17 protein-coding genes are annotated in these 20,877 nt (G+C 33.7%); 11 read left to right on the top strand and 6 right to left on the bottom strand.

Annotation, left to right across the window (positions count from 1 at the left end):
• Positions 1 to 655: 655 nt before the first annotated feature.
• From ABXQ82_RS17905 to ABXQ82_RS17885, 5 genes are all read left to right on the top strand, one after another.
• Entirely contained in the window at positions 656 to 1,591 is a 936-nt protein-coding gene (locus ABXQ82_RS17905) for an ATP-binding cassette domain-containing protein (RefSeq protein ID WP_367063015.1), read from the top strand.
• Between the two features lie 3 nt (positions 1,592 to 1,594).
• Entirely contained in the window at positions 1,595 to 2,908 is a 1,314-nt protein-coding gene (locus ABXQ82_RS17900) for an ABC transporter permease (protein WP_367063013.1), read from the top strand.
• Positions 2,909 to 2,910: 2 nt separating this feature from the next.
• A complete protein-coding gene (locus ABXQ82_RS17895) occupies positions 2,911 to 3,786 on the top strand; it encodes a mechanosensitive ion channel domain-containing protein (RefSeq protein ID WP_367063011.1) in 876 nt (291 codons plus the stop codon).
• Between the two features lie 12 nt (positions 3,787 to 3,798).
• Positions 3,799 to 4,962: a sigma-54 dependent transcriptional regulator gene (locus ABXQ82_RS17890; protein ID WP_367063009.1), complete on the top strand. Its 1,164-nt coding sequence runs from the start codon at positions 3,799 to 3,801 to the stop codon at positions 4,960 to 4,962.
• A gap of 180 nt (positions 4,963 to 5,142) precedes the next feature.
• Entirely contained in the window at positions 5,143 to 6,021 is an 879-nt protein-coding gene (locus ABXQ82_RS17885; RefSeq protein ID WP_367063007.1) for a PPK2 family polyphosphate kinase, read from the top strand.
• A gap of 296 nt (positions 6,022 to 6,317) precedes the next feature.
• Here ABXQ82_RS17885 and ABXQ82_RS17880 read toward each other — a convergent pair whose 3' ends face one another.
• From ABXQ82_RS17880 to ABXQ82_RS17855, 6 genes are all read right to left on the bottom strand, one after another.
• Positions 6,318 to 7,889: a hypothetical protein gene (locus tag ABXQ82_RS17880; RefSeq protein WP_367063005.1), complete on the bottom strand. Its 1,572-nt coding sequence runs from the start codon at positions 7,887 to 7,889 to the stop codon at positions 6,318 to 6,320.
• 60 nt (positions 7,890 to 7,949) lie between these two features.
• Entirely contained in the window at positions 7,950 to 8,708 is a 759-nt protein-coding gene (locus ABXQ82_RS17875; RefSeq protein WP_367063003.1) for a carboxypeptidase-like regulatory domain-containing protein, read from the bottom strand.
• A gap of 177 nt (positions 8,709 to 8,885) precedes the next feature.
• Positions 8,886 to 9,908: a UDP-glucose--hexose-1-phosphate uridylyltransferase gene (locus ABXQ82_RS17870; RefSeq protein ID WP_367063001.1), complete on the bottom strand. Its 1,023-nt coding sequence runs from the start codon at positions 9,906 to 9,908 to the stop codon at positions 8,886 to 8,888.
• Positions 9,909 to 9,929: 21 nt separating this feature from the next.
• Positions 9,930 to 11,078, bottom strand: a complete 1,149-nt coding sequence (gene galK, locus ABXQ82_RS17865; RefSeq protein ID WP_367062999.1) for a galactokinase — start codon at positions 11,076 to 11,078, stop codon at positions 9,930 to 9,932.
• Positions 11,079 to 11,095: 17 nt separating this feature from the next.
• Positions 11,096 to 11,983: an aldose 1-epimerase gene (locus ABXQ82_RS17860; RefSeq protein ID WP_367062997.1), complete on the bottom strand. Its 888-nt coding sequence runs from the start codon at positions 11,981 to 11,983 to the stop codon at positions 11,096 to 11,098.
• Between the two features lie 14 nt (positions 11,984 to 11,997).
• Positions 11,998 to 12,990: a GntR family transcriptional regulator gene (locus ABXQ82_RS17855; RefSeq protein ID WP_367062995.1), complete on the bottom strand. Its 993-nt coding sequence runs from the start codon at positions 12,988 to 12,990 to the stop codon at positions 11,998 to 12,000.
• Between the two features lie 142 nt (positions 12,991 to 13,132).
• Here ABXQ82_RS17855 and ABXQ82_RS17850 point away from each other — a divergent pair, with 142 nt between their 5' ends.
• The 6 genes from ABXQ82_RS17850 (at position 13,133) to ABXQ82_RS17825 (ending at position 20,841) form a co-directional block, all read left to right on the top strand.
• On the top strand, positions 13,133 to 14,776 hold the full coding sequence (locus ABXQ82_RS17850) for a sodium/sugar symporter (protein ID WP_367062993.1): 1,644 nt from the start codon (positions 13,133 to 13,135) through the stop codon (positions 14,774 to 14,776).
• Between the two features lie 178 nt (positions 14,777 to 14,954).
• The gene (locus ABXQ82_RS17845) at positions 14,955 to 15,827 is read left to right on the top strand and encodes a family 16 glycosylhydrolase (RefSeq protein WP_367062991.1); all 873 of its coding nucleotides are present in this window, start codon (positions 14,955 to 14,957) and stop codon (positions 15,825 to 15,827) included.
• Between the two features lie 150 nt (positions 15,828 to 15,977).
• Complete coding sequence (locus tag ABXQ82_RS17840) at positions 15,978 to 18,893, top strand: glycoside hydrolase family 3 N-terminal domain-containing protein (protein ID WP_367062989.1); 2,916 nt, start codon at positions 15,978 to 15,980, stop codon at positions 18,891 to 18,893.
• A 29-nt stretch (positions 18,894 to 18,922) separates the two neighbouring features.
• Complete coding sequence (bshA, locus tag ABXQ82_RS17835; protein WP_367062986.1) at positions 18,923 to 20,059, top strand: N-acetyl-alpha-D-glucosaminyl L-malate synthase BshA; 1,137 nt, start codon at positions 18,923 to 18,925, stop codon at positions 20,057 to 20,059.
• Between the two features lie 186 nt (positions 20,060 to 20,245).
• A complete protein-coding gene (locus tag ABXQ82_RS17830) occupies positions 20,246 to 20,554 on the top strand; it encodes a type II toxin-antitoxin system RelE/ParE family toxin (RefSeq protein WP_367062984.1) in 309 nt (102 codons plus the stop codon).
• A 2-nt stretch (positions 20,555 to 20,556) separates the two neighbouring features.
• Entirely contained in the window at positions 20,557 to 20,841 is a 285-nt protein-coding gene (locus tag ABXQ82_RS17825) for a helix-turn-helix transcriptional regulator (RefSeq protein WP_367062982.1), read from the top strand.
• The last annotated feature ends 36 nt before the right edge of the window (positions 20,842 to 20,877 follow it).

Raw genomic sequence — 20,877 nt, 5'->3', positions numbered from 1 at the left:
AATGATTGATCAGAAATTCAGGTAAGATAAGTTTGAGTAAGTCTAGATAATTGTCCAAGGTTCTTTTTTTAAACAAAAATCGGAATCTTATTCCAATTCACACACAACTTTTTGACTTGATCCCAAATAACTCAATAAATTAAAAAATTCCGTGAAAACTGGATTTTTTTATGTGTAAGCCAAAACTTATCTTAATAGTTTTGCTACTAGTTAAGAAAAAAAACTTATATTTGAATATCGCTAATTAACTTTAGTGATAATTTTTCTTTTTCATAGCAATTTTTTTCCCATCCTTAATTTTATTGAGGGTGGGTTTTGTTATTATAGCAATTTCATGTCAATTTCATTGGATATGTTTTCTTTTGGGACAAACACATACTTTGATAAAATGCACGTCCCGATAGCTATCGGGAACATTAATTTTTTCTCTATTATGAAATAGCACAAAATGAATCAACACTAATTTTAAAAATCGATGGATTTTTTATTTGTGACAATTATATTTTTATCTGTTTTCGGTTTTATTCGTGAATTGGTGGCAAAAAAGATTCTAAAGTAAAAGTATGTGTTTTACCGCTGTATTTTCTTTGTATCGGTATAAAAGGCTCAACTACATTTAATATCTTTACGCTTGCTTATCAATTAAAAATTGTGAATGGATAACATATTAGAAGTGCGTGGCGTAAGTAAAAAATTCGGCAATTTTACGGCATTAAACAATGTTTCTATTGCCGTACCTAAAGGAAGTATTTATGGTCTTTTAGGACCTAATGGCGCAGGAAAAACAACCTTAATTAGAATTATAAATCAAATTACCTTACCAGATTCCGGTAGTGTAATCTTAGATGGAGAAGCACTTAACAATTCGCATATAAAAGATATTGGCTACCTCCCCGAAGAACGCGGTTTATACAAATCTATGAAAGTTGGTGAGCAAGCTTTGTATTTGGCACAACTAAAAGGTTTAAGTAAAACCGAGGCAAAGGAGCGTTTAAAATATTGGTTTGATCGTTTAGAGATAGGGGATTGGTGGCACAAGAAAATCCAAGAACTTTCTAAAGGCATGGCACAAAAAATACAGTTTGTGGTAACCGTTTTACACGCCCCTAAACTGCTTATTTTTGATGAACCTTTTTCAGGTTTCGACCCTATTAATGCCAATTTAATTAAAGATGAAATTTTACGTTTACGCGAAAATGGAGCAACCGTTATTTTCTCTACACATCGTATGGAATCGGTGGAAGAGCTATGTGATGACATTACATTAATCCATAAGTCTAATAAAATTTTGGACGGAAAAATTTTGGACGTCAAACGAAGTTATAAAACCAATACCTATGAAGTTGGTGTTAAAGTATCTGATACGACTGTGCTGCAAAAAGAACTTTCAGATACTTTTGATATCGCACCTGCAAGTTTTAAAACTTTAAATGAAGAGTTGAAATTGAATATCAAATTAAAAGAACATCAAAACCCAAATGATTTGTTGAATTACTTAACATCAAAAGGGGAAGTCTCTCATTTTGTAGAGCTAATACCAAGTGTTAATGATATTTTCATTCAAACTGTAACTCAAAATAACCTACAATAACTTATGAATCATTTACCTCTAATCATAAAGCGTGAGTATCTGTCTAAGGTTAAAAACAAGTCGTTCATTGTAATGACATTTTTAAGTCCTCTTATAATGATAGTTTTGATTAGTGTTGTTGCTTACTTATCACAAGTAAATAATGATAAAGTACGTGTGATTTCAATTTTAGATGAATCTGGATTGGTCGCAGACGTTTTTGAAAACACAGATAATACTATCTATCACAAACTTGAGGACATGTCTCTCGATACCGCAAAAGAAGTGGTAACCGAATCTTCGGGTTATGGCCTATTGCACATTCAAAATAACGACGACGTAAATTTACTTTCAAAAGGCATACGGTTTTATTCAAAAGAATCTCCTTCAATTTCCACAATTTCTAATTTAGAGTATCAATTAACAAAACGGTTAACTAGGTTGAATTATAAAAACTTAGATATTGATATCGATAAGATAGAATCATCAAAAATAAACGTTACTATTTTTCAAGAAAATTTTGTTGGAGAAACATCCTCAACAACAGATAATGTAATAAAACTCATTTTCGGTGGCGCAGCGGGATATTTATTGTTCATGTTTATCATCATTTATGGCAATATGATTATGCGAAGTGTCATTGAAGAAAAAACGAGTAGAATTATTGAAATCATAGTATCTTCTGTAAAACCAATTCAGTTAATGCTTGGTAAAATTATTGGGACATCTTTGGCTGGAATTACGCAGTTTGCAATTTGGCTTGTTTTGGGTAGTATATTATTGTTTGTTGTTTCTGCAATTTTGGGAATAGATATGTCGCAAATGCAAACACCACAGCAAGCGATGATTGAGCAAGCCATGGATAACCCAGAAGTAAATCAAAAAATTCAAGAAGCTTTAGCAGGGTTTTATAATTTACCGCTAACCAATTTAATAGTGGCATTTATTTTATTTTTTATTAGTGGCTATTTGCTTTATAGCTCATTTTACGCAGCTATAGGGGCAGCAGTAGATAATGAAACCGATACACAACAATTTATGCTCCCGATAATTATGCCGTTAATATTGGCGGTATATATTGGTATATTTACTGTAATAGAAGATCCTCACGGAACTGTATCTACCGTGTTTTCTTTTATACCGCTTACCTCGCCGGTAGTGATGCTCATGCGTATCCCTTTTAGTGTCCCAATTTGGCAACAGCTATTGTCCTTGGGGATATTAATAGGAAGTTTTATGTTTACAGTATGGTTTGCGGCCAAAATATACAGAGTTGGTATTTTAATGTATGGTAAAAAACCAACGTATAGAGAATTAATTAAATGGATTAAATATTAATTATGATCTTGCAATTAGACGAAATAGAAGAAAAAATTAAAGAAAGTACTGCTTGGGAAAAATTTAGCGAATTTCTCAACCTGCACTATGATTTTAGTAAGGATTTAACCATCTCTGTTAAAGATGTTATTGTTATAATCACGGTAATATTTATAACCACTCTTATTTTAAAAGTAGTTTTTAAACTCATTACAAAGAACTTACCAGATGACGATAAAAGTAAATTCAATGTCGTTTTTGGCTATTTTAGGTGGTTGGTATATTTAGTGATACTGTTGATTACCCTAAATGCTATCGGCGTTAATGTTACAGCCGTTTTTGCTGCATCTGCAGCATTGCTTATAGGTATTGGTCTAGCGTTACAAACCTTGTTTCAAGACATTATTTCGGGTGTGTTTATTTTAATCGATCAATCTGTCCATGTTGGCGATATTATAGAATTAGATGGAAAAGTGGGGCGTGTAGATGAAATTAAATTGCGCACAACCAGAGCAGTTACCATCGATAATAAAGTGTTGATTATTCCTAATCATCTCTACTTAACAAATAGCCTTTATAATTGGACACAAAACGGAACCACAACCAGGGAAAGCGTAAAAGTTGGTGTGGCTTATGGTAGCGATGTGCAATTGGTTAAAAAATTATTGCTAAAAGCAGCCTCAAGTCACAATATGGTTTTAAAGCATCCAGCACCATATGTGTTTTTCGATAATTTCGGAGATAGTTCTTTAGATTTCAGATTGGTTTTTACCTTAAATGATAGTTTTCAAGGTGCTATTCCTAAAAGTGATATTCGTTTTGAAATAGACAGACTATTCAGGGAAAACGATATTACAATACCATTCCCACAAAGAGATATTCATATTATTCAAAAATAAAATAAGTTAATTATGCCCAAAATATTAATAATTGAAGACGAAGCAGCGATAAGACGTGTATTGGTTAAAATCCTTTCGGAGGAAAATGACACATATGAAGTTGAAGAAGCTGAAGATGGTTTGTCCGGAATTGAAAAAATTAAGAAAGACGATTACGATTTGGTGCTGTGTGATATTAAAATGCCAAAAATGGACGGTGTAGAAGTATTGGAAGCCACAAAAAAAATAAAACCAGAAACTCCGATAGTCATGATTTCGGGCCATGGCGATTTAGATACCGCAGTAAATACAATGCGTATGGGGGCGTTCGATTATATCTCGAAACCACCGGATTTAAATAGATTATTAAACACGGTTAGAAACGCCTTGGACAGAAAAGAATTGGTTGTAGAAAACAAAATTCTCAAGAAAAAGGTAAGCAAGAAATATGAAATGATAGGAGATAGCGATTCTATCTCTCAAATTAAAGCTATTATAGATAAAGTAGCGCCAACAGATGCTAGGGTATTAATTACGGGCCCTAACGGAACAGGAAAAGAACTGGTGGCACATTGGTTGCACGAAAAAAGCGAACGCGTTAAAGCACCAATGATTGAAGTAAATTGTGCTGCAATCCCGAGTGAATTGATTGAAAGCGAATTATTCGGTCATGTAAAAGGCGCATTTACGAGTGCCAATAAAGATAGAGCTGGTAAGTTTGAAGCTGCCAATGGTGGTACTATTTTTCTAGATGAAATAGGAGACATGAGCTTATCGGCACAAGCAAAAGTATTACGGGCCTTACAAGAAGGCCGTATTCAACGTGTTGGAAGTGATAAGGATATTAAAGTGAATGTTCGTGTTGTTGCTGCGACCAATAAAAATTTGAAGAAAGAGATTGAAGAAGGTAGATTCCGTGAAGATTTATACCATAGGTTAGCCGTTATTTTAATTAAAGTTCCATCGTTAAATGAACGGAGAGAGGATATCCCTTTATTGATAAACCATTTTTCTAAAAAGATTTCTGATGAACAAGGAACTGCCCAAAAGAACTTTTCCGACAAAGCCATTAAATTGCTGCAAGATTACGATTGGACCGGAAATATTCGAGAACTACGCAATGTTGTAGAGCGACTTATTATTCTAGGAGGAAGTGAGGTAAGCGAACAAGATGTGAAACTATTTGCTTCAAAATAACAGACTGAAAGTCTGTTTCATTCGTAACAATTAAAACCATGAGAATTGAAATGATATCATTCACGTATAGATTTGTGATAATTAGTGTAATTCGTGGCTAAAATTTATAGAAACTAAATTAACTGCAATGTCCCTAATCGTCGTTAGCAGGTTTTAATTAGATAATAATAAGACATTAAAATGAAACACATAAAAGAGAACGATTTTAAAATCACTTCAAAAATAAGCATCAAAGATTTGCCAACGTCTTATGATGCTCAGGCTACCAAAGACGAAGTAGAAGGTGCGCTTAAGAAATTAAGAAAACAATTAAGTGAAATTCAAAATACTATGTATGCGCATGATAAATATGCCGTTTTGGTGTGTTTACAAGGGATGGATACGTCTGGAAAAGACAGTTTGGTACGTGAGGTTTTTAAAAGTTTTAACGTAAGGGGCGTACAAGTCCATAGTTTTAAAGTACCTACCGATTTAGAGCTAGGCCATGATTATTTATGGCGACATTATATTGCACTTCCGCCACGCGGAAAATTTGGCGTTTTCAACAGAACTCATTATGAGAATGTTTTAGTAACTAGAGTACATCCAAATTATATTTTAGGCGAAAATTTGCCAGATGTGAATTCAGTCGAAGATATCAACGATGCTTTTTGGGACAAGCGTTTTGAGCAAATCAATAATTTTGAAAAGCATCTTGCTGAAAACGGGACGATAATCTTTAAATTCTTTTTGAACCTTTCTAAAGAAGAACAAAAATTCAGATTGTTAAGACGATTGAGAAAACAAGAAAAAAATTGGAAATTTTCTCCAGGCGATTTAAAGGAACGCAAACTTTGGGACACCTATCAAGACTGTTATGAAGATGCCATCAATAGAACTTCAAAAAAACATGCCCCTTGGTATAACATTCCTGCAGATGATAAACCTACAGCACGTTATATCGTAGCAAAGATTATGTATGATGCCTTGAGTAAATATACTGATATTAAAGAGCCAGAGCTGGATGAGGATGTTAAGGCTAATTTAGAATTGTATAAGGCGCAGTTGGAGCGTGAGTAGATTATCTTATCTATAATCAATTTGAGATTACCGAGTTGTGTTTCTTAATAATCGCCATTTTTTAATACTATTGCGAATTACAAGAGCAATTAAACCAATAAAAAAATCTCCTACTAAATAAGCGATTTTTAAGATGTCGCCCCGTTGGGGCTTGTTTTTTAGTTTATATCCTTTTGCTTCAAAGATTCCATCCCTATGGGATTCTTTTAGCTCCAGAGGAGCGTAATCTTTATAGATCGAAGCAAAAAATGTTATAAAGCTCCATAGGAGCGAAATTTAATCGGACAATAGTGATTTTAATTTTCTTCCTCATCAGGAAAAGTAATATGCTGATATGCTCCCAAATCTGGACTTGCAGTTCTATTTACCATTAAAATATCATCAGGAACTTGGCTTGCAAAAGAGCTATTACCTTTAGCATTTGCAGCGGAATCATCGCCAATAATCAACATGTTTTTACTCGGGTCTTTAAAATCAGGGTCTTTATTAAAGATGACACCTTCATAAAGTGCGGTATTTTCAAAATTGTAATTATCGCCTGTAAAGTTGTTGTTTCTATCTTCAAATCGAACTAAGCAATTCGTAAACTTAAAATTAAAGCTCACAGCATCGTCTTCAATTTCATCTAAAAGAAATTCTGGATTATCATTTCCATAGATAATACAATTGTTAAAATTAGCTTCATCTAAATCAGCAACGGTAGCGGTTTCATCTTCATCAATTACAAAATTATTAACTAATAAGGCAGGCAACGGTCTAAAACTGTTTTGCCAATAATTAGCAATAGTACAATGTGTAAAATTATATTTACCGCCAAAAGTAGCTGCCAACGACGATTGCCCCGCATTATTTAAAACCACATTTTCTCCATTAATAGAGGTGTTTCTACCTAAAATCCCAAAACTTCCAGAATTATATATTTGGGAATTTTTAATATTGAGTTTGCCATTAAACGCATTGACATTGCCATCACATAAAATTCCAACCAATGCATTTTTTATGGTTGCATAATTAAATGTATTGCCAAAACTGCCATCTAATAACCAAATAGTGCCCCATTGTCCGGGTCTTTCCGAAAAGTTAGGCTCTAGTCTATCGCCTTCAAAAATCACTTCATTATCCAAAGTTTCTTGGTCTGGACTGTAAGTGCCATTCACTTTTATTGAGGCACCAGACTGAACAATAATCCCGGAATTTTCATGAAAGTGTAATCTTGCACCCGCCTCAACAGTTAATGTTTGTCCGCTTGGAACTGCTGCAAATCCGTAAATTACATAAGGTTTTTCATTGGTAAGCGTTAATTCATGGGGTAACAATTCTCGCCCTTGTAAATTTGTTATAAATTGTTCCCCTCCGATATTAAGCGTAAGTGTATCAATAACTTTGGTGGTGTTATCTCTATTAGGATAAATAAAAACGGCATCTTTAATTAAAGTGACCAACTCAACTTTTTGTAGGTTGCCGCCAGAATCAAATTCAATTTGGTCCATATGCAAAAATTCACCATTAATATTCGGGGTAGAATTGATGTCTAATGTGGTTTCTATAAAAACAAAAAGGCTATCGTTTGCCAATAACTCAATGTTTTCAAACGTTTTCCCAGCCATGCCATCCACACTAAGTCTGTATTGCGAGGCATTTCCCGTTGCCAACTTTACGCTGGGTATGAGGATATCATTATCGCTTTTATTATAGACCTTTAGGTTGTATGTGCTAGAACCAATATTGGTAAAAACCGTGTCTAAATAGACGGTGTCTCTTGAAAATTCAAGACTTCCAGTACTTGGTGAAAATTCAAAATCCTTGCGGCAAGAGCTCCAAAGGACTAAAAAACAAACTGTAATTATAAAGTAGATATATTGTTTCATCAAAGCAAAAGTAATTAATGGCTAAAAATATAACTTTTGAAAAGAAGAATTAGTATGATATTAGTTTTTTAAAGGAAAAGAATCTTCAGGTTTTTCGAATTCTTGGGTAATTTCTAGAAACTCCCTACTAAATTTAAACAAGGAGTCTAAAAGAATGACTTTGTTTTCTTCGGAAGTTAACCGTTTATTTAAATTTTTAGAATCGCAATAATCGAGGAAAAGATGAGCGTATTCTTCGGGAATCTTCAAATCTTGATTAAGCAATTTTAAGTTGAATAATTTATCTTTTTTGAAAAGCGAATCTAAGGTTTTGTAGGTTATAAATTCTATAGGTTGAATTTTGGGTTTATCTTTCTTCTTAAAAAGTTTACCGATAAGAGATGCTACTTGAATAAAATCCAAGCCATATTTAGGAGGATTGGTGTATAAATGAGGGTTGTTTTTCATATCATTTGCTAATTGAAGTCCCGTTTTTTCGGTGTATTCAACAGCATTAAATTCTTTAGATTTTTCATCAATTACCAGAACGTCTCCCAATTTGTTTACCATTTTCTTCAACTCAAAAACAGCTACATCATGAAAATGATTAGGTTTAAGTGCAACACTTTTTTCATGATGAAATAGTGATTGGAATAAAAGCGTATCGTTTATGGCTGCTGCGATAGTAAAACTACCATCTTGATCGGTGTAGGTTTTTGTTTTTTTACTGACATTGAAGACTTTAATGCCCTTAACGGTAGATTCGTTATCATAAACCTTTCCCTTGATGTTTTGAGCAAACATTGAAAAGGGGAGCAGCAAAAAAAATAAATGTCTCAATGTCATTCCTTGGTTATTGAGTATCAAATTAAAGTATTTTGATGAATAGCCGATTAAAAATTAAGATACTTTAACATAAGAATTAATGAAGTCTTAACATTTTTACATAAAAAAACCTGATAGGTGTTAAGCCGTATCAGGTTTTCAGTTTAGTAAAGTTTAATTATAGTTGTTCAGTTATAACAATGCTTTAATCATTTTTACAGCACTTTCAGCAGTTATATCTCGTTGTGGAGAACCAAACATTTCATAACCTACCATAAATTTCTTAACCGAAGCACTTCTCAACAATGGCGGGTAAAAACTCATATGCCAATGCCAATGTTTGTTTTCGTTGCCATCAGTTGGAGATTGATGGATTCCGCTAGAATATGGGAAAGAGGTGTTAAACAACTTGTCATATGCTTTAGTTAAAACAGCAATAGCTTCTCCATATTGCAATGTTTCTTCATCTGTCATGTCCAAAATATTGGCCATTTGTCGTTTTGGAACAATCATCGCTTCAAAAGGCCATATGGCCCAAAACGGAACTAACACCACAAAACCATCATTTTCGAAAATAATGCGCTCTTGTTTGTCTAATTCCTGCCCTAAATAATCTCCTAAAAGGCTGCTGTTTTTTTCGTTATAATAATTTAATTGCTGAGTGTCTTTTTTATCAACCTCGTTTGGAAGTGTTGACTGACTCCATATTTGTCCGTGTGGATGCGGATTACTACACCCCATTACAGCACCTTTGTTTTCAAAGATCTGAACGTAATTTATATTAGGTTTTGCAGCCAGTTCTTTATATTCTCTTTGCCAGGCGAAAACTACTTTTTGAATTTCTTCGGCCGACATATCTGCTAAACTTTTAGAGTGGTCTGGACTAAAGCAAATTACTTTACAAATTCCTGTCTCGCTTTCTGCGACCAACAATCCGTCGTTTACAGAAAATGTTGGGGAATCACTTTGTAGTGCTGCAAAATCGTTAGTAAATACAAAAACATCAGAGTATTTTGGGTTTACCTCTCCGTTAATTCTTGTATTGCCCGCGCATAAATAACACTTTTCGTCATATGCCGGTCGTTTTTCATTATTAACTGCTTCGTTTTGTCCTTGCCATGGTCTTTTTGCGCGGTGTGGCGATACCAACACCCATTCTCCAGTTAGAATGTTAAAACGCTTATGTGAATAATCTTGTAAGTTTGAATTCTTCATTTTAAAATATATTGTGGTTGATTAGTTTACTAAATGAGTGCCGTCTGAAAGTTGAATGAAATAGACTGAACACTCTTTATCAAATTTCTTTTTGTATGCTTTTGAAGCTGTTTCACCAAAAGCTTTAGCCTCGGTTTTTGCCACCAAATTAATAGTACAGCCACCAAAACCGCCACCCATCATTCTAGCACCTAAAACATGTTTGTTTTTCTTTGCTTGGGCCACCAAAAAATCCAATTCGTCACAACTTACTTTATATTGATTAGAAAGTCCTGCGTGAGATTGATAAATTAAAGACCCCAATTTTTCTAAATCGTTATCTTCTATGGCTTTACCAGCTTTTATGGTTCTGTTATTTTCTTGAATGACGTACAATGCTTTTTGATAATTTTCGGGTGTAACCTTATCAACTATGGTTTCTAAATCTGCTTCGGTAGCATCTCTTAATGCCGTTACGCCCAATAGTTTTGAAATGCTTTCGCAAGCCGAACGCCTATCGTTATAAGCACTATCAGATAAACTATGCTTTACGTTTGTGTTGATGAGCATTAACTGATGATCCTTAAAATTAATCTCGTAAGGTTTAGATTCTATTGTTCTACAGTCTAAATGCAATGCGTTGTTCTTAATTCCAAACATGCTCGCATATTGGTCCATAATCCCACATTTAACACCTACGTAATTATGTTCTGCTTTTTGTGAAATTAAAATCATGTCGTGTTTAGAAAGTCCCAAATCAAATAATTCATTTAAACCAAAAACCACACTATTTTCTAGAGCAGCAGAGGAGGACATCCCTGCGCCACCTGGTATATTCCCTTTAAAAATGATATTAAAGTCGCCTACAACTTTGTTTCTATTCTGGATTTCGGCAATTACACCAAAAACATAATTCTCCCAAGAGCCTTCTTTAGACGGTTTTAATTTATCCAATTCAAATTCTATAGTGCTATCTAAATCTAGAGCAATTGCGGTACAGTTACCAGAATCGCTTTTTTGAATGGCTGCGGCAATACCCTTGTCAACAGCGGCCGGAAAAACAAATCCGTCGTTATAGTCGGTATGTTCGCCAATAATATTTATTCTTCCGGGAGAAAAAATAAGTAATGGGTCGGTTTTAAATGTTTTAACAAATGTCTTTTTTACATCTTTAATTAATGTTGCGCTCATTTTAATTCGTTTAGTTGTTAATTAGTTATTTTCAAACCCCAATTTATGGTATGGGAACCATTAGCTTTTAAAATTTCTAATCCAATAGAATTATTAAAACTATCAGAAACTCCAGTTGTTGGCTCTATAGCAATAACATTTGGTTTTGGTGGTGTGTATGCTTGGAGGTAATTATTGGTGCCAGAAGTACTAAATTCTAGATTGTATTTTGGGGTTTTAAAAGTCACTTTATCAGAATTTAAAATCCAACAATCATCTAATTGTTGGTCTTTCAAATGTAATGTACCAGTATTTTCAATCGCTTCAATTCCTGTTGTGATGTTGCGCTCTCCAAGAACTAGTTTTTGATGACTGTCAAAATTTAATTCACTTTCGTTCAAGTTCTCACTTATAAAATAAGGATGCCAACCTAATGTAAATGGAAAAGGTTTTGTACTCGTATTAGTAATTGTTACTCCTAAGTTTACAGCGTTTTTCTTAAAGGTATAATCAACTTTTATTTTATAAGTAAAAGGAAATCCTTGAGAAGTATTGTTTTCAATATATTCTAAAGCTACTTTAGCTTCACTATTGGTAGCTTCCTGTTGAATAACTTTAAATGTTTTGTTATATACTAAACCATGAAGCGCGTTTTGTTCTTCCTCTTGGTTTTTTTTAAGTTGATAGCTTTTGCCATTAAACTCATATGTTCCATCTTTGATACGATTCGCAAAAGGAAATAAAATAGCCGAAGCATACGTACTCTCATATGTTAGCGGACTTAAATCCTGGATTATTGCATGACCTCCAATAGTGAGTTCTTGAAGACTAGCTCCCGCATCTAAATGAATTTTTCCGTAAACGGAATTTTCAGAGTTTTTAATCTCTAAAATATTTTGGTCTTGGTGATGTTTTATGGTGTACATGCTGTTTCTTTTTGTTATAATGAATTCCTGATAATAAGGTTGTTAGGGTTTTCTATTTTTAGTTGTTCTTTGTTTAAAATCATTTCTGCTAGACGCTTGCCCATCAAATTAAAATCTGTTGAAATCGTGGTAATTCCACCTTCTACAATTTCTTTAAGCAAAGTGTCATTGTAAGATATAACGCCAATATCTTCTTTAAGTTTCCAGTTTTTAGTTCTCATTTTCTTAATGATTCTAAGTAAACTCTTATCGTCAGGAATTATATAGAGCTCTCCTTTTTCAATATTCCTGTCTTTTAATGAATCAATAACATCAAAAGGTATGGTGTTTTCATTACAAAAGGTCTGAAACCCCTTGAGCATACTTTTAGGCTGCTTTTCATCTGAAAAGACCAATACTAATTTTTTATAATTTTTAATAAGATAAGATGCCTTGCTTAGATTGTTAAAAATTGCTTTTTCAAAATTTTGATATACAGCAGGATATTCTAATAAATCCTCATGTACTTGATCTAAAATATAAACTTTTTCTTTTGGTAAATTTTTAATAACATCATTTGTGTTTTTCAAATTTGCCGGCATAATCACGTAATAATTATAATCGCCAGAATTATCATGTATTAATTTTCTAAATAAATTTTTATTAAAATGATGGAAGAAAATATCAACCTGAGTATTTTCCTCTAAATGTCGTAAAAAAGAATTGTACAAATCCTCTTTAAACGAATTTAATTCATCAAAAAGCAAGAATATTTTCTGGGTTACATTTATATTTTCACTAGTCACATAATACCCTTTACCAACAACTGATTGTACAATTCCTCTATTTTTTAGTTCGTTAAAAGCCATCAACACTGTATCTCTAGATAATTTATGTTGTTGCTTAATTGAATTAATAGAAGGTATTTGGTCTCCTTTTTTTAGAGACCCCGACGCTATTGCGCTTTCAACAGAATTAACAATCTGTTTATACTTGGGAGTACTTATCTTTTTGCTGACTTTTATCATAATTATAAACAAAGATACAATTTTTTATTTAAAAAACCTACTAGACCCTACTAGTTTGTTTTTTTTCTTATAAAAAAACTATTTTTTGGAATTTAATCTATATATTTGAAACTTTATTACTAACTATACTAAATATTTTATTATGACAGCAGGATTTGATACGTGGGATTACATCGTTTTTATTGCCTACGCTATCCTTATTTTAGGGGTAGGATTATGGGTTTCTCGCGATAAGGAAGGTCACGAAAAAAACGCCGAGGATTATTTTTTGGCAAGTAAATCGTTACCATGGTGGGCCATTGGTACTTCATTAATTGCAGCAAATATTTCAGCAGAACAGTTTATTGGAATGTCTGGATCTGGGTTTGCCTTAGGTTTGGCCATTGCGTCTTACGAGTGGATGGCGGCATTAACCTTATTAATTGTTGGTAAATATTTCTTACCGATTTTTATTGAAAAAGGACTTTATACAATTCCAGAATTTGTTGAAAAACGTTTTTCTACCAACTTAAAAACTATTCTGGCAATATTCTGGCTAGGACTTTACATTTTTGTGAATCTTGCCTCTGTATTATATTTAGGTGGTTTAGCCATCGAAACCATAATGGGAGTAGATATGATCTATGCCATTATAGGATTAGCCTTGTTTGCATCAGCATACTCATTATATGGTGGTTTATCAGCTGTTGCATGGACAGATGTTATACAAGTAGTGTTTTTGGTTTTAGGTGGTTTAGTAACGACCTACTTAGCATTAAATACTGTTTCAGGTGGAGAGGGCATTTTAGCTGGATTTGCCAAAGTAGTAGAAGCAGCACCGGAAAAATTCCATATGATTCTTGATGAATCTAATGACAACTACGTTAATTTACCAGGTATCTGGGTTTTAATCGGAGGTTTATGGGTTGCAAACATTTACTATTGGGGTTTCAATCAATATATTATTCAAAGAACATTGGCGGCTAAATCTTTAAAAGAATCTCAAAAAGGTATTTTACTGGCGGCTTGTTTAAAATTAGTTATTCCGTTAATAGTTGTTATTCCTGGTATTGCTGCTTATGTAATGGTTAACGATCCAGCAATTATGGCAAATTTAGGGGAAGTTGGTATGCTTAACGTACCTTCAACAGAACAAGCCGATAAAGCGTATCCATGGTTATTACAATTTTTACCAACGGGACTTAAAGGTGTGGCGTTTGCTGCATTGGCTGCTGCGGTTGTATCGTCTTTAGCTTCTATGTTAAACTCTACATCTACCATTTTTACAATGGATATCTATAAGCAATACATTAATCCAACGGCAAACGATAAAGCTACTGTAAATATGGGACGTATTTCTGCTGCGGTGGCATTAATTATTGCGGTTATTGTGGCGCCTTTATTGGGTGGTATAGACCAAGCATTCCAGTTTATACAAGAATATACAGGTATTGTAAGTCCTGGTATATTGGCAGTATTTTTACTAGGTTTATTCTGGAAAAAAACGACAAACAATGCTGCAATTTGGGGCGCTGTTTTATCAATTCCAATTGCGTTGGCATTAAAGTTTTTACCAATGTATGTTGATGCATTTTCGTTTTTGGAACCATGGATGCACCAAATGGGAATAGCAACTGTATTATCAATACTTATTGTTATGGTTATTAGTCATTTAGAAAATAATGGTGCTGATGACCCTAAAGGAATTGAAATTACTAAAGATTTATTCAAAACAACTCCGTTATTTAATATGGGATCCTTTGCAGTTTGTATTGTGTTGGCAGTACTGTACGCAATGTTCTGGTAGAAAATAATTCTTGATATAATTACAAAAGCTCTACTTTTAAGTAGGGCTTTTTTTTGATGTTATATTTAATTTGGATAGTTTGTTGTTATTTTTAGATGTTTTGTAGCTTTTAGTGCAGTATGCTTTTCTTAAGTTTGAATACAATTTAATCAGAAACAAGTAATCAAAATATTTCAAAATGAAATCATTAAAAAAAATATCCATTTTGGTTTTGCTACTATTGGCAAGCTCATTATATGCTCAAAACACACCTTATTTTTTAACAGATGAAGACCCAAAACCATTAGAAGGAAAATGGGTATTGGTTAAAAAAATGTCTGACGAATTCGAAGGCAAAAAAATAAACACTAAAAAATGGCAAATTTCTGGTCAAGGATGGATTGGGCGTGCTCCTGGTTTGTTCTTGGCGCATAATGTAACGGTTGCCGATGGTTATTTACAAATAACAACAACGCAACTTCCGAAGCCAATTGTAAAACAAGGAAAAACGTTTACACATGGCGGTGGGTATGCTGGCTCTAGAAAAGGTATGACCTATGGCTATTACGAATGTAGAATGAAAGCCAATAAAACATTTATGTCTTCTACATTTTGGTTGATTAATGATAGAGAAGATTTAAATGGATGTGATAACCGAACCACAGAATTAGATATTCAAGAATGTGTTGGAGAAATAACTGGCGAAAATCCTGAACTTCAAAAATTTGACCATTCCATGAATTTTAATACCCATAGTAGAAATATTCCAAAAGATTGCGATATATTAAAAGGAACTGTTGGGGGAAAAGCCGAAATTGGTGCAAAAGTTTACGACGGCTATCACGTATATGGTGTTTGGTGGAAAAGCAAAGATGAAGTATTGTTCTTTTTAGATGGGAAATTCCAAACTAAAATTACACCAGCGGCAGATTTTAATATTCCGATGTATTTAAGGATGGTTGTTGAGACATACAATTGGAATCCAGTTCCTGCAGATGGGGGAATGACAGGGTCTAGCAAGGATAGAACAACATATTACGACTGGGTGCGCTCATGGAAATTAAAAGATTAATTGTTGTATTGAATTAACAGGTAAAGAGGTCGTTCACTAGTTTTTTATAAAACTATCCTAAAGTCTTTTCCTCTTTTTTTGAAAAGTAGTATTTTGGCATGATTATTACTGACTATCTTTGCACAGTTAAATTGCTTAATTAATCCCCGTATGCGCCATTTTTTTTATTGCCTACTATTTTTCTCTTGTTTTTTATCAAAAGCCCAAGACATATCCAATCCTCTTTTAAGTGAAGACGCAGAAGCCCAACAAAAATGGGTAGATAGTATTTATAATACCATGTCACTTAAAGAAAAAGTTGGTCAATTATACATGGTTCAGGTCATGTCTAACCAAAATGCTCTGGCCAAAAAAAACATCATAAACTTGATTAGAGACCATCATATTGGTGGTATTATTTATTCCAATGGAGGTCCGGTGAGACAGGCGCAATTGAATAACGAATTGCAAAATCTGTCTAAAATCCCAATGCTAATCGGTATGGATGCCGAATGGGGCTTGAGTATGCGCTTAGATTCTACTTATGCGTTTCCCTATAATATGGCTCTCGGTGCTATAAAGGATAATAATCTTGTTGAACAAACTGGCAGACAAATAGGAGAGCATTGTAAACGTCTCGGTGTTCATTTTAATTTTGCACCTGTGGTTGATATCAACACAAATCCCAAAAATCCAATTATAGGGAATCGTTCTTTTGGAGAAGATAGGGATAACGTGACCGAAAAAGGATTAGCATTTATGAAAGGGATGCAAAGTGCGGGCGTTTTAGCAAATGCGAAACATTTCCCTGGACATGGAGATACGGAAGTAGATTCGCATCTTACATTGCCAACCATAAATTTTGATAAAAAACGGATTGATTCTATTGAATTATATCCGTATAAAAAACTGATAAAAAAAGGCTTGTCAAGTGTGATGGTGGCACATTTAAACGTGCCTAGTTTGGAACCTAGAGACGGCTACCCTTCGTCGTTATCAAAACACATCGTTACTGATATTTTAAAAGATTCGTTAGGTTTTAAAGGGCTTATTTTTACTGATGCACTTACCATGAAGGGCGCAGCAGATTTTAGCGAATCTGGAGACATTGATTTAGCAGCATTTAAAGCAGGAAACGATGTGATGCTCATGTCCGAAAACGTCGGTATAGGTGTTTCTAAACTTATTGGTGCCTACAATAGTGGAGAGATAACTGAAACGCGTTTAGCACATTCTGTCAAAAAGATACTTCTTGCTAAATATAAAGTTGGTTTACATAATTACGAACCTATAGGATTGTACAATTTAACCAAGGATTTAAACAGATTGGAAGACGACATTCTTTATGAAGAATTGATGGAGAATGCCATAACCGTCGTTAAAAGCAAAGAGGATTTAGTCCCAATTACCAAATTGGAAACTAAAACCATTGCCTATGTTAAAATGGGAGATGATGATGGAAGCGTATTTTTCAATGAATTAAAAAAATATACCAAGGTGCATCAAATTCAAGATGATAATCTATATCCATTAATCAAGAAATTACAGCCTTATAATACGGTTGTGGTTGGGTTTCACCGTTCAAATGAAAATCCTTGGAAAGCACATAAGTTTACAAGTCGGGAATTGGTATGGCTTTACGAAATTGCCAGAACACACCATGTTATATTAAATGTTTTTACGAAGCCCTATGCTCTAAACGATTTAAAAACTATTGAGAATATAGAGAGCATTATTGTAAGCTATCAAAACAGTAAAATTGCTCAAGAAAAATCGGCACAATTAATTTTTGGAGCTATTCCTTCAAAAGGAAAACTACCGGTTTCTATTGGTTCAAATTTTAAAGCGGGCGGGGGTATAGAGAATAATGCTATTAAAAGATTGGGATATACTATTCCTGAACGTGTTGGTATGAATTCCGAAAAATTGAAGCGAATAGATTCCATCGCTCAAGTTGCAATCGATTCTATGATGACCCCAGGCATTCAGTTATTAATCGCCAGAAAAGGAAAAGTAATTTATAATAAGAATTTTGGAAAGCATACCTATAAAGGCAAAGAAAAAGTGAGCTTTGATGATATTTATGACGTGGCATCCTTAACAAAAATTTTAGCCACATTACCACTTGTAATGGAGCTGGAAGAGAAAGGGTTGGTATCTTTAAATAGTCCGTTATCAGAATTACTGCCAGAGTATAAGGGTTCGAATAAAGCAAATATCACTTTAAAGCAAATGTTATCACATTACGCACGATTACGACCTTGGGAACCATTCTATTACCACACTTTAGATACCATCACAAAACGTCCAAGTGGAAAATATTACAGAACGGAAAAGAGTAAAAAATTCAATATTGAAGTCTCTAAGAATTTATATTTAAGGTCTGATTACCAGGATTCTATTCAGAAAATAATCAAAGATTCGGAGTTGTTAGATCGTTTGCGTTATAGGTATAGCGATTTTCCGTATTATATTTTGAAGAAATTTATTGAGAAACATTACGACAAAGGTTTAGATGAATTGGTTCAAGATCATTTTTATCAATCTTTAGGCGCAAATTACACCATGTATAACCCATATAGAAAAATAAGCAATAAACACATTGTACCAACAGAGGTTGATGAGTACTACCGTTACCAGGAAATACAAGGTTATGTACACGATATGGGAGCTGCCATGCAAAACGGCGTTGGCGGGCATGCAGGTGTTTTTAGTAATGCCAATGATGTTGCTAAAATTATGCAGATGTATTTACAGAAAGGATTTTACGGAGGAAAACGCTATTTAAGCCCTAAAACCATTGATAAATTCAACACCTGTCATTATTGCCATAAAGATAATAGGCGGGGCGTTGGTTTTGATAAACCGCAATTGGGAGATGCAGGACCAACTTGTGGCTGTATATCCATGACAAGTTTTGGACATTCCGGGTTTACGGGAACTTACGCATGGGCAGATCCAGAGGAAGAAATTGTGTATGTGTTTTTAGCCAATAGAACCTATCCACATGCAGATAAAAATTTATTATTAAAACGAAATATTAGAACTGAAATTCAACGTTTTATTTACGAAGCGATTGTTGATTAAAAGTACTTAAAGTATTTAAAACTAATTATATGAAAATAGGCATTGTTTGTTATCCAACATTTGGAGGTAGTGGCGTAGTAGCGACAGAATTAGGTTTAGAGCTATCTAAGCGTGGTCACGAAATTCACTTTATTACCTACAATCAGCCAGTAAGGTTGGAGCTGTTGAGCAACAATGTGCATTATCATGAAGTTAATGTTCCTGAATACCCATTATTTCATTACCAACCTTATGAGTTGGCATTGTCAAGTAAATTGGTGGATATGGTAAAGCTCCATGGTATAGAATTAGTACATGTACATTATGCCATTCCTCACGCTTACGCAGCTTACATGGCGAAGAAAATGTTAAAGGAGGAAGGTATTCATCTGCCAATTGTAACTACTTTACATGGCACAGATATCACGCTTGTGGGCAGTCATCCATTTTATAAACCAGCGGTTACTTTTAGCATTAATAAATCTGATGCGGTTACTGCTGTTTCAAAGAGTTTAAAAGATGATACGATACGTTTGTTCGATATCAAAAACGAGATTCATGTCGTGCCAAATTTTATAGATTTAGATAAATACAATCATAGTTATACCGATTGTCAACGCGTTATAATGGCAAATGATGATGAAAAAATAATAACCCATATTAGCAATTTACGCCCTGTAAAACGAGTTCAAGATGTGATTAGCGTGTTTTACGGCATTCAAAAGAAAATACCTGCTAAATTGATGTTTATAGGCGAAGGCCCTGAAAAGGAAAAGGTTGAAAAACGTTGTAGAGAACTAGGTATTTTAGATAAAGTGATTTTCTTTGGAAGATCTAATGAAATTGATAAAATATTATGTTTCAGCGATTTGTTTCTACTACCATCACAAACCGAAAGTTTTGGGCTGGCCGCATTGGAAGCTATGGCATCCAGAGTTGCAGTAATATCAAGTAATACAGGTGGAATCCCAGAAGTAAATGTAAACGGCGTTTCAGGGTTTTTAAGCGATGTTGGTGATATAGAAGACATGGTAAAAAACGCACTTTATATTTTAAGTGATGACGAACGATTAAATACATTTAAAAACAATGCCCGAAACGAAGCTTTAAAATTTGATTTACATGCCATTGTACCTCAATATGAAAAGATTTATCAAGATACTTTGGCTAGGTATTTGGTGTTGTAGATGTTGTTTGTTTTTGCCTCTGGTAATTTTGTTATTTAGTAGTTCTCTAAGCTATTGTCCTAGTTACTCGTAGTTTGTTTAATGCACTCATCCTTCTTTAAAAAAAATAGCGTTCTGAATGAAATAAAATTGTAACGAATTCGTTACATTTGTAATAAGAGAGAAATCGATATCACAGAAGAATGTTTGGAATTTATCGATAAACAAAACGAAAGGGTTTCGCTTAAATTCTTCCAACTCATAGAAGTTATTGGTGAAATTAAAGTAATAAATTCTAACTTTCTAAAAAAATTACAATCGACACAATTTTATGAATTACGAATAAAAGCAGGAAACGAATATCGAGTTGTAATCTTTGCTATCGACCATCTTAATTTTTCCGAATGCACAAAAGCAATGTGTTTGTGTGGATTTCAGAAAAAAGGAACTAAAGATTATAACAAGGCAATTAAACAAGCCGAAAAAATATTAGAAGTTTATCTAAAAGAAAACTAACTATGGGAAAGTCAATAAAGGCAAAAGAACTAATTGCCAAACGTTACGGAAAAGAAGGTTCAAAAGAACGCGAAGAATTTAGAGAAAGTGCTTTTTCCTATTATTTTGGTGAAATCATTAAAAACCGCAGAAAGGAATTGCAAATGACTCAAGAGAATCTCGCCGAAAAAGTTGGAAAGAAAAGACCATATATTTCCCGAATTGAAAATGGAGAGGATATTCGGTTGTCTAATTTTGCTTTATTAGCTAAGGCGTTGGGTCTATCAATTCAATTAATCGAAGAATAGGTACTACAAATAAATGTGTAGAATATCTGTTAATTT

Source organism: Algibacter sp. 2305UL17-15, from assembly GCF_040720935.1.
GTDB lineage: Bacteria > Bacteroidota > Bacteroidia > Flavobacteriales > Flavobacteriaceae > Jejuia.
Note: the sequence above shows the minus strand (reverse complement) of the source record. Positions and strands in the feature narration are given on the sequence as shown.

Coding starts and splice junctions, on each gene's coding strand:
- ABXQ82_RS17905 (WP_367063015.1), top strand. CDS start 656: ATGGATAACATATTAGAAGTGCGTGGCGTAAGTAAAAAATTCGGCAAT.
- ABXQ82_RS17900 (WP_367063013.1), top strand. CDS start 1,595: ATGAATCATTTACCTCTAATCATAAAGCGTGAGTATCTGTCTAAGGTT.
- ABXQ82_RS17895 (WP_367063011.1), top strand. CDS start 2,911: ATGATCTTGCAATTAGACGAAATAGAAGAAAAAATTAAAGAAAGTACT.
- ABXQ82_RS17890 (WP_367063009.1), top strand. CDS start 3,799: ATGCCCAAAATATTAATAATTGAAGACGAAGCAGCGATAAGACGTGTA.
- ABXQ82_RS17885 (WP_367063007.1), top strand. CDS start 5,143: ATGAAACACATAAAAGAGAACGATTTTAAAATCACTTCAAAAATAAGC.
- ABXQ82_RS17880 (WP_367063005.1), bottom strand. CDS start 7,889: ATGAAACAATATATCTACTTTATAATTACAGTTTGTTTTTTAGTCCTT.
- ABXQ82_RS17870 (WP_367063001.1), bottom strand. CDS start 9,908: ATGAAGAATTCAAACTTACAAGATTATTCACATAAGCGTTTTAACATT.
- galK (WP_367062999.1), bottom strand. CDS start 11,078: ATGAGCGCAACATTAATTAAAGATGTAAAAAAGACATTTGTTAAAACA.
- ABXQ82_RS17860 (WP_367062997.1), bottom strand. CDS start 11,983: ATGTACACCATAAAACATCACCAAGACCAAAATATTTTAGAGATTAAA.
- ABXQ82_RS17855 (WP_367062995.1), bottom strand. CDS start 12,990: ATGATAAAAGTCAGCAAAAAGATAAGTACTCCCAAGTATAAACAGATT.
- ABXQ82_RS17850 (WP_367062993.1), top strand. CDS start 13,133: ATGACAGCAGGATTTGATACGTGGGATTACATCGTTTTTATTGCCTAC.
- ABXQ82_RS17845 (WP_367062991.1), top strand. CDS start 14,955: ATGAAATCATTAAAAAAAATATCCATTTTGGTTTTGCTACTATTGGCA.
- ABXQ82_RS17840 (WP_367062989.1), top strand. CDS start 15,978: ATGCGCCATTTTTTTTATTGCCTACTATTTTTCTCTTGTTTTTTATCA.
- bshA (WP_367062986.1), top strand. CDS start 18,923: ATGAAAATAGGCATTGTTTGTTATCCAACATTTGGAGGTAGTGGCGTA.
- ABXQ82_RS17825 (WP_367062982.1), top strand. CDS start 20,557: ATGGGAAAGTCAATAAAGGCAAAAGAACTAATTGCCAAACGTTACGGA.